This is a genomic window from Streptomyces sp. NRRL F-5126 (genome assembly GCF_000721265.1).
Lineage (GTDB): Bacteria > Actinomycetota > Actinomycetes > Streptomycetales > Streptomycetaceae > Streptomyces.
In genome coordinates this window covers 149,960-164,051 of the sequence record NZ_JOFZ01000010.1, presented here as the reverse complement: position 1 = coordinate 164,051, position 14,092 = coordinate 149,960, and the positions used below count along the sequence as shown (strand labels likewise).

The 14,092-nt window shown below is 74.4% G+C and carries 9 protein-coding genes; 3 read left to right on the top strand and 6 right to left on the bottom strand.

Going from position 1 to position 14,092, the window contains the following annotated elements; genetic code table 11:
- The first annotated feature begins 62 nt into the window (after window positions 1-62).
- From cobT to IH48_RS0122180, 3 genes are all read left to right on the top strand, one after another.
- The gene (cobT, locus tag IH48_RS0122190) at window positions 63-3,422 is read left to right on the top strand and encodes a nicotinate-nucleotide--dimethylbenzimidazole phosphoribosyltransferase (RefSeq protein WP_030907374.1); all 3,360 of its coding nucleotides are present in this window, start codon (window positions 63-65) and stop codon (window positions 3,420-3,422) included.
- A 167-nt stretch (window positions 3,423-3,589) separates the two neighbouring features.
- Window positions 3,590-4,912, top strand: a complete 1,323-nt coding sequence (cobA, locus tag IH48_RS0122185; protein ID WP_030907370.1) for a uroporphyrinogen-III C-methyltransferase — start codon at window positions 3,590-3,592, stop codon at window positions 4,910-4,912.
- Between the two features lie 4 nt (window positions 4,913-4,916).
- On the top strand, window positions 4,917-5,732 hold the full coding sequence (locus tag IH48_RS0122180) for a TrmH family RNA methyltransferase (protein WP_030907368.1): 816 nt from the start codon (window positions 4,917-4,919) through the stop codon (window positions 5,730-5,732).
- Between the two features lie 269 nt (window positions 5,733-6,001).
- Here IH48_RS0122180 and IH48_RS0122175 read toward each other — a convergent pair whose 3' ends face one another.
- Genes IH48_RS0122175 through IH48_RS0122150 form a run of 6 tightly spaced genes read right to left on the bottom strand, consistent with a single transcriptional unit; the run spans window position 6,002 to window position 13,907 of the window.
- Entirely contained in the window at window positions 6,002-6,991 is a 990-nt protein-coding gene (locus tag IH48_RS0122175) for an alpha/beta hydrolase (protein WP_051840354.1), read from the bottom strand.
- Between the two features lies 1 nt (window position 6,992).
- Complete coding sequence (locus tag IH48_RS0122170; RefSeq protein WP_051840353.1) at window positions 6,993-8,216, bottom strand: sialidase family protein; 1,224 nt, start codon at window positions 8,214-8,216, stop codon at window positions 6,993-6,995.
- Between the two features lie 26 nt (window positions 8,217-8,242).
- Entirely contained in the window at window positions 8,243-9,262 is a 1,020-nt protein-coding gene (locus IH48_RS0122165; RefSeq protein ID WP_030907362.1) for an oligopeptide/dipeptide ABC transporter ATP-binding protein, read from the bottom strand.
- Window positions 9,259-11,277, bottom strand: a complete 2,019-nt coding sequence (locus IH48_RS0122160) for a dipeptide/oligopeptide/nickel ABC transporter permease/ATP-binding protein (RefSeq protein ID WP_030907360.1) — start codon at window positions 11,275-11,277, stop codon at window positions 9,259-9,261. Before IH48_RS0122160 ends, IH48_RS0122165 begins: the two co-directional genes overlap by 4 nt.
- On the bottom strand, window positions 11,277-12,236 hold the full coding sequence (locus tag IH48_RS0122155) for an ABC transporter permease (RefSeq protein WP_078849938.1): 960 nt from the start codon (window positions 12,234-12,236) through the stop codon (window positions 11,277-11,279). The genes IH48_RS0122160 and IH48_RS0122155 overlap by 1 nt, the downstream gene beginning before the upstream one ends.
- Before the next feature lie 57 nt (window positions 12,237-12,293).
- Window positions 12,294-13,907, bottom strand: a complete 1,614-nt coding sequence (locus IH48_RS0122150) for an ABC transporter substrate-binding protein (protein ID WP_234434341.1) — start codon at window positions 13,905-13,907, stop codon at window positions 12,294-12,296.
- Window positions 13,908-14,092 lie beyond the last annotated feature (185 nt).

Below are 14,092 nucleotides of genomic sequence, written 5' to 3'. Positions count from 1 at the left end.
GCTCTGCACGACTCCGGCGAAGGGCTTGCTGAAGGAGCAGAACCGATGGGCGAGGGGTACGCATGACTGACACCGGCGGGGTCCCGGGCGAGGGACGGCCGGAGGACGCAGGCATGGCGGGGCAGCCGGGAGTCCCGGCCGTCGGCGAGTACGCCTACCTGGGCCCGTCCGAGGCGCACGCGGAGGACGACGACCTCCTGCTCATGCCGAGCGCGCAGGGCGCGTGGAGCGATCCGCAGCCGGTGCCGCCGCAGGACGTGCAGCCCGGCGCCGTGCCCTTGGCACACGACGGCTACGCGCAGCAGCCCGTGGCGCCCGCACCGGCCGCGGCGGACGTCCCGCAGCAGGCGTACCCGCACCCGGATCCCGTGCCGTCGATAGAGCAGCCGGCGCCGGTCACGGAGCCGGCGCCGGGTGGCGAGGCGCAGCAGGCGCCGGGGGATCAGTACGCGCCCCACCAGCAAGTCCCCGCACACGCGGTGCCGTACGAGGAGCCGGGGACGGCGCAGCCGCAGCAGCAGACCTACAGTTCGGACGGCCGGGGTTTCAGCCACGCTCAGGCGCCCGGCCAGGCGCCCGAGTTCCAGCGCGTCGCCCCCCAGGAGCAGGTGGCGCAGGACGCGTCGCCCCAGGAGCCGTCGCCGGACGACGCGGGCCCCGGGTACGTGCCGTCCCCCGCGACACCCCCTGACGGGTCCATCGGCGGCCCCGCGCCCGAGCGGGCCCAGGCCCCCTCGCGCAGGCCCCTGCACTTCGGACCGCCGGTCTCCGACCCGACGAGCGGCGTCGTACGGTCACTCGCCGACCGGGGCCCAGCCGCGCGTACCGCGCCCGCCTACCCCGTGCGGACGCAGACGCCCGGGCCGCCCACGACCGGGCCCGAGTACCTCGACGTGGCCCTCGAATCCCTCGAAGAGGCCCCGCCGGCCCAGCAGGCGGGCGCCGAGCAGGCGCCCGAGCAGCAGCCGGAGGCTGCCCCCGCCCCCGAGGACGCTGTTGAAGCCCCCGAGGCGGGGGCGACCGCGCAGGAGCAGCAGCAGGAGGAGCACACCATCCCGCAGGCCGCAGAACCCGCACGGACCGTGCCCGCCCAGGCAGCGGCCCCGGGCCCCCAGGCGCCCGTCCTCCAGGACGCCCCCGTCGCCGAGCCGCCCGCAGAAGCCGCGGTGGCGCCGGAGGCGGCGGAGCCACCGGTGGGAGAACCCGGCGTGCAGGCACCCGATGCGGCGCCGAGCGCCGAGCCACAGGCCGCCCCCGAGGCGCAGGCACCTGACGCGCAGGCACGCGAGACGGCGCAGGCACCCGAGGCGGCGCGGAGCCCCGAGGCAGGGGTTGTCCCGGTGCAGGACCCCGCCGTGCCGGAGCCCGCCCCGGAGCCCGCCCCGGAGCAGCAGCCCGAGGCCGACGCGCAGGAGACGGCGCCCGCCGCCGCTGCCCCTGCGGCGCAGACCCCCGCCGGGGCCCCGGCCGCGCACGCGGACCAGCCGTCCCCTGCGCCGGGAGACGCGTCACGCGTGCAGGAGCAGGTCGGGACGGCGAGCGCCGTCCCGACCGCGGAGCCCGGCCCCGGGACCGGGCCGGAAGAGGCACCGGCAGCCCCGCCCGCTCCCGGGACAGCGCCAGCGCCGGTGCCCGGTGAGGCGCCCGCGGCGAGCGAGACGCCGGCCGTGCCGGCGCCTGCCGCCGCCACCCCCGCGCCGTCCGGCTACGACGAGGCCGAACGCGACACGGTCCTGCGCGTGATGCGCGAACGCCGCGACATCCGCAACGGCTTCCGCTCCGACCCCGTCCCGCACGACGTGCTGCTGCGGGTGCTCGAGGCCGCGCACACCGCGCCGAGTGTGGGCCACTCGCAGCCGTGGGACTTCGTGGTCATCCGCTCCGAGGAGACCCGCCGCGCGATGCACGAACTGGCCCAGCGCCAGCGCGACGCGTACGCGAAGTCGCTGCCGAAGGGGCGGGCCAAGCAGTTCAAGGAACTGAAGATCGAGGCGATCCTCGACACCCCGGTCAACATCGTCGTCACCGCGGACCCGACGCGCGGCGGCCGGCACACCCTGGGGCGGCACACGCAGCCGCAGATGGCGCCCTACTCGTCGGCCCTCGCCGTGGAGAACCTGTGGCTCGCGGCGCGCGCCGAGGGCCTCGGCGTCGGCTGGGTCAGCTTCTTCGACGAGCGCGAGATGGTGCGCGCGCTCGGCCTGCCCGACCATCTGGAGGTCGTGGCGTACCTGTGCGTCGGGTACGTCGACGCGTTCCCCGAGGACCCCGAGCTGATGCAGGCCGGCTGGTCGAAGCGGCGCCCGCTCGCCTGGGTCGTCCACGAGGAGACGTACGGCAGGCGCGTGCTGCCGGGCGCTGAGCCGCACGACCTGCTGGAGGAGACCGTCGCGGCGATCAGGCCGCTGGACGCGAAGGCGCTCGGCGAGGCGTGGGAGCGCCAGAAGCGCATGACCAAGCCGTCAGGGGCACTTGGCGTGCTGGAGATCATCTCCGCACAGCTCAGCGGATTGTCGCGGAAGAGCCCGCCGCCGATCCCCGAGCCCGCGGCCGTCGCGATCTTCGCGGGCGACCACGGCGTGCACGCCCAGGGCGTGACGCCGTGGCCGCAGGAGGTCACGGCGCAGATGGTGGCCAACTTCCTCGGCGGCGGCGCGGTGTGCAACGCGTTCGCCACGCAGGTGGGCGCCGAGGTGTGCATCGTGGACGTCGGTGTGGCGACGGACCTGCCGGCCACGTCGGGTCTGCTGCCGCGGAAGGTCAGGGCGGGCACCGCCGACCTGGCCACGGGCCCGGCGATGACCCGAGAGGAGGCCGTCGCGGCCATCGAGGTCGGCATCGAGACGGCACGCGATCTGGTGACGGCGGGCAACAAGGCGCTGCTCACCGGCGAGATGGGGATCGCGAACACCACCGTGTCCGCGGCGCTGATCTCGGTCTTCACCGGCATGGACCCTGCCGAGGTCACGGGGCGCGGCACCGGCATCAACGACGAGACGCACGCGCGCAAGGTCGACGTCGTGCGGCGCGCGCTCGAACTGCACCGCCCCGACCCGGCCGACCCGATCGGCGTGCTCGCGGCCGTCGGCGGCCTTGAGCACGCCGCGCTCGTGGGCTTCCTGCTGGGCGGCGCGTCGATGCGTACGCCGGTGATCCTGGACGGTGTCAGCGCGGGCGCGGCGGCCCTGGTGGCCCGCGCGATCGCCCCCGAGGCCCTGGCGGCCTGCATCGCGGGTCACCGCAGCGCGGAACCCGGCCACATGGCGGCCCTGAACAAGCTGGGCCTGCGCCCCCTGGTCGACCTCGACCTGCGCCTGGGCGAGGGCACGGGCGCGCTGCTCGCGCTCCCGCTCGTCCAGAGCGCGGCGCGTGCGATGCACGAGGTGGCGACGTTCGACTCGGCCGGAGTGACGGAGAAGTAGCGACCGCCACCCACCTCCGACGGGTCCCGCGCCGAGTGGCGTGCGGGGCCCGCCGGTTCCCGCGCGCCGCCCCGTAAAGTGGTCCCACCACCACCACGCACCGCGCCCCACCAGCCGCTCCACCGGTGCAGCGGCCATCAGACGAACCCGCCCGAGGAGCCGTACGCATGGCCGAGCCCCACGACGACGCACCGCGACACCCCTCACCCGGCCCCGCCCGGGCACATGAGGGGCCGCACGACGCCGGCCACCCCGCCTATCCCGTCGGGCTCCGCCTGGCCGGGCGCCGGGTCGTCGTCATCGGCGGCGGCCAGGTCGCCCAGCGCCGTCTGCCCGCGCTGATCGCCGCGGGTGCGGACATCGTGCTGGTCTCGCCGTCCGCGACGCCCTCGGTCGAGGCCATGGCCACGGCCGGCGAACTGCGCTGGGAGCGCCGCCGCTACGCGGAGGGCGACCTCGCGGACGCCTGGTACGCCCTCGTCGCCACCGGCGACGCCGCCGCCAACGCGGCCGCCTCGGCCGAGGCCGAGCGCGGCCGCACGTGGTGCGTACGCAGCGACGACGCCGAGGCCGCCACCGCGTGGACCCCGGCCACGGGCCGCGACGAAGGCGTCACCGTCGCCGTCCTCGCGGGACGCGACGCACGCCACCGCGATCCGCGCCGCTCCGCCGCCATCAGGGACGCGGTGCTCGAAGGCCTGCGCGACGGAACCATCGGCGCCGCCCGCGAGCAGGCCACCGACGACGGCGCCGCGCCCACCGGGCCCGTGCCCGTCGCGCTCGTCGGCGGCGGGCCGGGCGACCCCGACCTCATCACCGTCCGCGGCCGCCGCCTGCTCGCCGCGGCCGACGTCGTCATCGCCGACCGCCTCGGACCGCGCGACCTGCTCGACGAACTCCCCCCGCACGTCGAGGTCATCGACGCGGCGAAGATCCCCTACGGCCGCGCCATGGCGCAGGACGCCATCAACGCCGCGCTCGTCGAGCACGCCAGGGCGGGGAAGGCCGTCGTGCGCCTCAAGGGCGGCGACCCCTTCGTCTTCGGCCGGGGCATGGAGGAGGCGCAGGCGCTCGCCGAGGCCGGCATCCCCTGCACCGTCGTCCCCGGCATCTCCAGCACCATCAGCGTGCCGGGCGCCGCCGGAATCCCCGTCACCCACCGGGGCGTGGCACACGAGTTCACCGTCGTCAGCGGCCACGTCGCGCCGGGCGACGCGCGCTCGCTGGTGGACTGGGCGGCGCTCGCCCGGCTCACCGGCACCCTCGTCGTCCTCATGGGCGTCGACAAGATCGGCGCGATCGCCGCCGCGCTCATCGGGCACGGCAAGGACCCGGCCACGCCCGTCGCGCTCGTCCAGGAGGGTACGACCGCCGCGCAGCGCCGAGTGGACGCCACCCTCGCCACCGTGGGCGCGACCGCCAGGGCCGAGGCCGTGCGGCCGCCCGCCGTGATCGTCATCGGTGACGTCGTCGCGGTCGGGAAGGGCTGAGCCGGTGGCGGAACCGATCGTCCTCGACGACCCGGCCGACCCGCGCCTGCACGACTACACGGACCTCACCGACGTGCAGCTGCGGCGCCGGCGTGAGCCCGCGGAGGGCCTGTTCATCGCGGAGGGCGAGAAGGTCATCCGCCGGTCCGTCGCGGCGGGTTACGCGATGCGGTCCATGCTGCTTTCGGCGAAATGGCTCTCCACCATGCGGGACGTGATCGACGCGGCCACCGCGCCGGTCTACGTGGTCGAACCGGCGCTCGCCGAGCGCGTCACCGGCTACCACGTGCACCGTGGCGCCCTCGCGTCCATGGCGAGGAAGCCGCTGCCGCCGCCCGCCGAACTCCTCGCCGGCGCCGGCAGACGCCGTGTCGCGGTCTTCGAGGACACGGTCGACCACGCCAACCTGGGCGCCGCCTTCCGCAACGCGGCGGCTCTTGGCGTGGACGCCGTGCTGCTCACACCGCGCTGCGCCGACCCGCTCTACCGGCGTGCCGTGAAGGTGTCCATGGGCGCCGTGCTCTCCGTCCCGTACAGCAGGCTGGAGTCCTGGCCACGGGACGCCGGACTGCTGCGCGAGCACGGGTTCACGCTCGCCGCCCTCTGCCTGACCGGGGACTCGGTCACCCTCGACGAGCTCGCCGCCCGCCGCCACCCCAGACTGGCCCTGATGCTCGGCACCGAGGGCGACGGGCTGTCGGCGGGCGCGCTGCGCGCCGCCGACGAGCACGTGCGCATCCCGATGGACGCCGGCGTCGACTCGCTGAACGTGGCCGCTGCCTCGGCCGTCGCCTTCTACGCCACCCGGCCGGGCGCCTGACGCCTGCGCCCCCGCGCGTCAGCCGGCGGGCTCGCTTGGCCAGGGCATCAGCTCGGTGACGTTCCCGGCGAGGCGGGGGAGATGCCCGGCGCGAGCTGCACCTGTGGCGTCCTGGCGAGCACGGTGGCCCAGTCCTGATCGGGACCGAGCACCGGCAGCGCCGCCGCGCCGTGCGGCCGGGGTGCCCAGGCCGGTGAGCAGCGCCCGGCGGCTCCCGGCCGGAGGCCGGGGTTGGCTCGTGCGGTGCCCGGGTGGATCGGCCATGGACGTCACGCTCCTTTGGCGCCGGGGAACACCAGCCGGCGCATGTCCGCCACGGCCTGGGCGGCCGCGCGTTCCGCGGTGGCGCTGACGCCGCCGAGCGAGAAGTAGCCGTGGTTGAGGGTCGGCCAGTCGCGGTGCGCGACCGCGACCCCGGCGTCCCGCAGCGCCCCGGCGTACGCGGCGCCCTCGTCACGCAGCGGGTCGTACCCGGCGGTGTGGACGACGGCGGGCGCGACCCCGCGCAGGTCGCCCGCGCGCAGCGGTGAGACCCGCCAGTCACCGGCCGCCTCGCCCGCGCCGTAGACGTCCGCGAACCACGCCATGGCCTCCGTCGTCAGGCCGTAGCCCTCGCCGCACCGCGCCCGGGACGGGTAGCGGGCGTTGACGGTGTCCGACGCGTAGCCGCCCGCCAGGTCCGTCGCGGGCACGATGAGCAGCTGTCCGGCGAGTGCCACGCCCAGGTCGCGGCAGGCGATGGCGACGGAGGCGGCGAGCTGTCCGCCGGCGCTGTCACCGGCGACCACGAGCCGCGCGGGGTCGCCGCCGTACTCCCCGATGTCCGCCGCCACCCGCCGGGTGACGGAGAGGCAGTCGTCGAACGCGGCCGGGTACGGGTGCTCGGGGGCCAGCCGGTAGCCGACGGAGACGACCACCGCACCAAGCCCCGCACACAGCCGCCTGGCGTGCTGCAGGTGCGTGTCCAGGTCCCCGCCGAGCCAGCCGCCGCCGTGGCAGAACACCACGGTCGGGCGCGGCCTGTCACCGTGCGGCCGCAAGACGCGGACGGGCGTCCCGGGCGTCCCCCGTGTCCCCGGCGGCACGGTCGCGTCCGTCTCCGACGCGGCCGGGGACGGATCAGCCAGCAGGGCACGGGACTTCTCGCCCACGGCCCGAGCGTGCAGGCGCGCGCCCGCCACGCCGGGTGCCGACTCCGTGGGGTCGAGTGCCCGCTGTGCGAGCCAGGCGGCGACGCGGGCATCGAAGGCAGGCTCCACGTCAGCGCCCGCAGCTCGCGCCGAGGTCACCGGGTGACAGCGTCGCGAAGACCATCTTCTCGGTGTACGAGGAGGCGCCGCCCTCGTAGAAGACGCCGACGCGCCCGTCGGGCAGCATCGCCATCGCCGCGTACCCCGAAGGGCCCGCGTGCAGCAGCTTGCGCACCGGCCACGTCTTGCCGTTGTCGCAGCTCAGCCGGATGGTCATGTTCTGGCGTGCGGACTGGTCGGCGGCGTTCGCGAACAGCAGCCAGTCACGGTGCGGGCCGTGGCTTGCCGCGTTCACCCTGATCTCGTCGCCGTTGACGCTCGGGTCCGGCAGTTCGGGGTCGGCGACGGACGCGGAGAAGGTCTGCCCGCCGTCGTGTGACGTGGCGATGAGCCGGTGACCGGCCCTGACCGGGCGCACGTTCTGCACGATGGTGCCGTCGGACAGCTCGACCGCCTTGCTCTCGTCGTTGTCCGCCGAACTCAGGGCGCCGGCGTGCCAGGTGGCACCGTGGTCGTCGCTGTGGATGTCGGCGAAGTGGTGCGTTCCCGCGCTGTCGGCGACCGCGAGCGGCTGGATCAGCCGGCCGCCGCTGGTCTGGATGCCATGGCCGGAAGACGCGAAGTAGCCGCGCCACGAGACGTCCTTGACCTGAGGGTTGAGGTCCGTGGGGCCGCTCCAGGTGCGCCCGTCGTCGTCGCTGTGGCGCACCTGGACGTGCAGCGTGTTCGGGTCGGTGGTGTCGTCGGTGCCCGGCTGCGAGGTGGGGAAGCCGACCTTGCCCGCGCTGTAGGTGCAGAACAGGAAGATCCGGCCGGTGTCGCGGTCGACGATCATGCTGGAATCGCCGCAGCCCTGCGGTCCCGGGTAGTCGACGACGGCCGCCGGCTTGCTCCACGTACGCCCGTTGTCCGTGCTGCGCACGAGCATGGTGTCGATGTCGCCCGGCAGGTCGGCGGACGAGCCGTTGCGCCGGTCGTAGGCGAGCAGCACGGTGCCCTTGGTGGACACGGTGATGTCGGGGATGCGGTAGTACGTCGACGACGTGCTCGCCGCGATGTCCGTCTCGGTGACGCCCGACGGGGCGGTGCGGTGCGTCTCGTGGGCGGCGGCGGAGCCCGGCGCGGCGAGCAGCAGGCCGGAGACGAGCGCCGTGGTGGTGAGAGCCCCGGCGAGCGCGGCGCGGCGGCGCTTGCGTGCGGGGACCCGGCTGCGGACGCGGTTGCTGGTGTTCAACACTTCTCCTTCGTCAGGGGCGGTGATCACGGGGTTTCCCGTGGGGTCGCCGGCGACCCGGCGGCGAGGTCGGCCGCGCCGAGCACGGGGTGCAGGCAGCGGTACTCGTGCCCGGCCGCGCCCGGTTCGGTGCGCACGCCGGGCATGGCCCGCGCGCATGCGTCCGTGGCGCGCCAGCAGCGGGTGCGGAACGGGCAGCCGCTCGGCGGGTGCACAGCCGAGGGGACGGGCCCGGTGAGCACGATGGGCTCGACCGGGTCGAGCAGGCTCGGCGTCGCGGAGAACAGCGCGCGGGTGTAGGGGTGCCGCGAGCCGTCCGGCAGCGACCCGGCGGGCGTCTGCTCCACGACGCGGCCCAGGTACATCGTCACCACCCGGTCGGAGACCCGGCGCACGGTCTGGATGTCGTGCGAGACGAACACCATCGCGAGGCCCAGGCGGTCCTTCAGGTCGAGCAGCAGGTTGAGGATCTGCGCGCGCACCGACACGTCGAGCGCCGACGTCGGCTCGTCGGCGACCAGCAGGGCGGGTTCGAGTGCCAGCGCCCTGGCGATCGCGACGCGCTGCCGCTGCCCGCCGGACAGCTGCCCCGGCAGCACGTCGAGCGCGGAGGGCGGCAGCCCGACGAGGTCGGCGAGTTCGGACACCCGGGCCGCGCGGTCGGCGGGGGAGTGCCGGCGGTGCACGTCCAGCGGGTCCCGCAGGATCCGGCGGACGGTCAGCCGCCGGTTCAGCGAGGTCGACGGGTCCTGGAAGACCATCCCGATGCCGCGCCCGACGGAGGCGCGCCGGTGAGCGCCCGTCATCCCCCAGACGTCCTCGCCGCGGAAGCGGGCCGTGCCCGACGTGGGCCGCTGCAGCCCCACCAGCACGCGGGCGAGCGTCGACTTGCCGCAGCCGGACTCGCCGACCACGCCCACCGTCTCGCCCGCCGCCACCGTGAGGCCGACGCCGGTGAGCGCGTGGACGCGCTCCCTGCCGAAGAGGCCGCCGCCGTGTGTGCGGTGGGTGACGGACACGTCCGTCAGCTCGATGAGGTCGGTCACGAGGCCACCGGCTTCCTGTCGAAGTCGTGCCGCGCCGGACGGTGGCACGCCACCAGATGGCGGCTGTCGGCGTCGGCGTCGGCGGGAGCGGGAGCGGAGGTCAGGGCGGGGACGGTCGCGCACTCCTCGCCGGCCATCGGGCAGCGGTCGGCGAAGCGGCAGCCGGCGGGGAAGTCGGCCGGTGAGGGCACGACGCCGTGGATCTGGGTGAGCCGCTCGGCACCGGACTCCAGCGACAGCACGGAGCCCAGCAGCCCCCGCGCGTAGTGGTGGGCGGGCGCGCCGAGCAGGTCCGCCACGGCACCCGATTCGACGATCCGGCCGCCGTACATCACGGCGATCCGGTCGCACGCGTCGGTGACAAGGGCCAGGTCGTGCGAGACCAGGACAAGCGCGAACCCGAGCTCCTCCCGCAGCCGCTGGAGCAGTTGCACGACCTGCGCCTGCACGGTGACGTCCAGCGCCGTGGTCGGCTCGTCGGCGATGATCAGCCGAGGGTCGCGAGAGAGCGCCATGGCGATGACGACGCGCTGCCGCTGGCCGCCGGACAGCTCGTGCGGGTACGACGACAGGGTGCGCCGCGGGTCGAGGCCGACGAGCTCCATCAGCTCGTCCGCGGTCCTGGTGCCGCCGCGGCGCAGCAGTTGCCGCAGCTGTGCGCGCACGGTCATGGCCGGGTTCAGTGCCGACAGGGCGTCCTGGTAGATCATCGCGATCCCCGTGCCGTTCAGTGCGCGGCGTTCGCGCGGCTGGAGCGTCAGCAGGTCCTTGCCCTCGAACAGGACGCGTCCGCCGGTGCGCGCGCCGGCCGGCTGCAGGCCCATGAGCGTCAGCGCGGTCAGCGACTTGCCGCACCCCGACTCGCCGACCAGGCCGAGCACTTCACCGGGGCGCACCGCGAACGAGACGCCGTCCACGATGTCCACGCCCCGGTGCCTGCCGGGAAAGCTCAGCCGGAGCCCCTCCACCGACAGCACGGGTTCGGCCGCCGAGACCCGCCTCGCCCGGGCGGCGATACGGGCCGCGGCCCCGGCGAGGCCCGGCAGTTCGGTGACTCGCCCGGTGCGCGGCTCTTCGGCCTCCTGCTCGCCGGTGCTCGCGCTCCCACTCGCGCCGGGGGCGGCGGCACGCCGGGCCGCGGGCGCCGCCCACACGTCCGATATGCCCTCCGAGAGCACGTTCAGCGCGAGCGCCGTGCACAGGATCACGAGGCCGGGGAAGAGCGTCGCCCACCAGCCGCCGGCGGCCAGCAACTGCTGCCCGTAGGCGATGACGTTGCCCCAGGACGACGTGGCGGACTCCGGCTGCAGCCCCGCGCCGATGAACGACAGCGACGCCTCGAACACGACGGCGTTGGCGACCATCACCGTGGCGAAGACCAGGACCGGTGCCGCCGCATTGCGTGCCACGTGCCGCAGGAGGATGTACGGGGTGCGGGCGCCGATGACGCGCTCCGCGGCGACGTAGTCCTCGCGGAACTGCTCCGCCACGCTCGCCCGCACCAGCCTGGCGATCTGCGGCGTGAAGACGAAGGCGATGGCCGCCACAAGGACCAGCAGGTTCGTCTTGCCGAACGCGATGACCACGATCGCGGCCAGCACGATCGTCGGGAACGCCATGACGACGTCGAGCACCCGCATCACGACCTCGTCGACGGCCTTGCGGCTGGTGGCCGCGAGCCCGCCGAGCACCGTCCCGGCGGCGAGTGCCAGCGCGGTGGAGCCGAAGCCGACGATCAGGGACCTGCGGGTGCCCGCGACCAGCCGGGAGAAGACGTCGCGGCCCAGCCGGTCCACCCCGAACCAGAAGTCGCCGTCCGGGCCCGTCGAGGTCGGTGCCTGCGCCAGGCCGGCCGGGTCGTGCGGCGTCAGCAGCGGGGCGAGGACGCCGGCAAGCACGATGACGGCGACCCAGGCGAGGCCGATCTTCGCGGCGGGCGGCAGCCGCCGGATGCCGCCCGCCACACCGGGCAGCCGGCGCGCGGCGCGCGTACGGGAGGGTTCAGCAGCGGACATCAGCGCGCTCCTCGCAGGCGGGGGTTGACGATCAGGTAGAGGACGTCGACGACGAGGTTCACCACGGCGAACCCGACGGCGATCGTGATGACGAGCCCCCTGGCCAGACCCACGTCGTTCTGCTGCACGGCGCTCATGATCTGCGTGCCCATGCCCGGCAGGGTGAAGATCGCCTCGATGATGACGGCGCCGCCGATGAGGTAGCCGATCTGCAGGCCGAGCACCGTCAGCGGGGTGATCAGGGCGTTGCGCAGTACGTTGCGGCCGATGACGACGAGCGGCGGCAGGCCGGCGCCGATCGCCGTGCGCACGTAGTCGCGGTCGAGTTCCTCGACCATCGACGTACGCACCACTCGGGCCAGGGCGCACCCCACCGGCACGGCGAGCGCGATCGCGGGCATCACCATGTGCCGCAGCCAGTCGGACAGCGAGTCGTCCGGGTTGACGTAGTGACCGCTGGGGAACGGGCCGCCGCCGATCGCGGAGAAGTTCTGGATCATCAGGATCGCCAGCCAGAACGAGGGAACGGCGATGCCGGCGACGGAGATCACCCTCGTCAGCTGGTCGGGCCAGCGGTCGCGGTACAGGGCCCCGACGATGCCGAGCACGAGCGCGAGCACCACCGCGCCCGCGACGCCGAGCGCCGTCAGCTGGATCGTCACCGGCAGCGCCTGGCCGATGATGCCGGCGATGGGCTGGTCAAGCGAGAACGTGGCGCCCATGTCCCCGTGCAGCAGGGCCCCGAGGTAGACGACGTAGCGCACCAGCAGCGGCCGGTCGAGGCCGTGCGCGTGGTCGAACGCCGCGATCTGGGCGTGCGTCGCCTGATTGCCCAGCACGGACAGGGCGGCGTTGTTGGGCGAGAGCGCCATGACCAGGAAGATGAACAGGATGATCGCCAACATCAGCGGGATCATGGTCAGCAGGCGGCGCAGCATCATGCTCGCTACGGTGCGCACGTGGTGGTTTCCTTACGTCGTCGGGCGGGTCGGCACGTCGGCACGCTGCCGGTCGGGTCAGGCCTTGCGGGAGACACCCAGGAAGTACAGGCCGGTCGTGGCAGCGCCCCGGAAACCGGTGAGCTTGTTCGGGTCGGAACCGGTGACGGTCCTGGTGTGGAACACGGGATAGAGCGGGGCCTCGTCGGCGATCAGGTCCAGGGCCTGCTGCCACAGCCGCTGCTGGGCCCCGCCCTTGGCCTTGGCGGCGCTGTCGATCAGTGCGGCGCAGCGCTCGGCCGCCGGGTCGGTCCACCGGGCGCGCTGCACGGGCCAGGTCTCCCCGTAGTAGAACCACCGCAGCAGCAGGTCGACGTCGGGGCCGAAGACGGACGGGTCGCCCGAGGCGGCCAGCACCCGGAAGTCCTTGCCGGGGACGAGCCGGTCGTAGACGGCGGACGACGGGTTGGTGTTCAGCGTGGCGTGGACACCGACCTTCTTCCACGAGTCGATGATCAGCGGGGCGCTGTCCTTGACGAACCCGGTGTCGGTGGTGACCAGTTCGAACGAGAGCCGGGACGCGCCCGCGGCGGCGAGCAGGCGTTCGGCCCTGCCCGGGTCGTAGTCGTAGACCGTGGCCGCGCGCCGGTGCGCCGGGTTGGCCTCGTCCAGGTAGCTGGTGGCGGGTGTGCCGTAGCCCTCGAGCGCGGTCCTGATGACGCGTTCGGTGTCGATGGCGTGGAAGAGCGCCTGGCGCACCCGCTTGTCGCTGAACGGGGCGGCCGCGCAGTTGAACATCAGGAACAGGTGGTTGAACGCCTGCTTGGAGTCGATCCTGTGGCCGTCGGCGACGCTGCGCACGTCCAGGTACGGCACCGCCTCGGTGGCCTCGGACTGGCCTCCGCGCAGGTCGCTGACGCGCGCGGTGTTGTCCGGCGTGGTGTACAGGCTGATCCTTTCCACGCGGGCGGGGCGCGGCCCGTCGTAGTGCGGGTTGACGCCCATCACGACGCCGGACGTCGAGTTGGCGCTGCGCACCGTGAAAGGACCTGACCCGATCGGCGCGGTGTCGAAGGCCTTGGCCGCCGCCGCGCCGGTCGTACGCGCCTTGGGGACGATCTTGATGACGGCGATGCGCTGCGGGAACAGGCTGAAGGGCGTCCTGAGCCTGAACTCCACGGTCGAGGAGTCCCTCGCGCCGGCCCTGTCGAGGAACGGGATGAACTCCGCCATCAGGGACTGGTTGGCGGGATCGGCGGCGCGGTTGAACGACCACGCGACGTCCTGGGCGGTGACCGTGGTGCCGTCGGAGAACCTGGCGCCCGCGCGCAGCGGCACCGTCCACGTCAGGCCGTCCGCACTCACCTCGGGCTGCTTCGCGGCCAGCGCCAGGTACGGCTCGCGGGTGATCGGATCGAGGTCGATGAGCGCCTCGAAGACGTGCTGGTTGACGGCGGTGGCCACCGCGCTCGACGCGTTCATCGGGTCGAAGCCGCCGGAGAGCGTGAAGGCGAGGGTCGCCTCGATGGTGTTCCTGCCGGCCCCGCCCTTGCCTGCGACCCGGTCGGTCGACGGCGGGCCGCCGCAGGCCGCGAGGGACGCGGTGATGGCCGTGGCGGCGCCGAGCACGCCGGTGTGCCGCAGGAAGGCGCGGCGGCTGGGCCGGGCGGGCATCGGCAGGTCGTCGGTCACCGTGGAGCTCCTCGAAGGGCGCGGGGTGGGCATGTGATGACAGGCTCATGGAGGGACGTCCTACGTCCCATGTCCTGTTAGCGTGGGAATGTATGTTGACCGGATGTCACCGTCAAGACATCCGTCGAAAATCGCCGCTGACCGGCCGCTGACCGGCCGCTGACCGGCCGCGCCGGGCCGCCGGG

Bases quoted from the DNA above. Each gene is read 5' to 3' on its own strand.
- cobT (WP_030907374.1), top strand. From the start codon at position 63: ATGACTGACACCGGCGGGGTCCCGGGCGAGGGACGGCCGGAGGACGCA.
- cobA (WP_030907370.1), top strand. From the start codon at position 3,590: ATGGCCGAGCCCCACGACGACGCACCGCGACACCCCTCACCCGGCCCC.
- IH48_RS0122160 (WP_030907360.1), bottom strand. From the start codon at position 11,277: ATGTCCGCTGCTGAACCCTCCCGTACGCGCGCCGCGCGCCGGCTGCCC.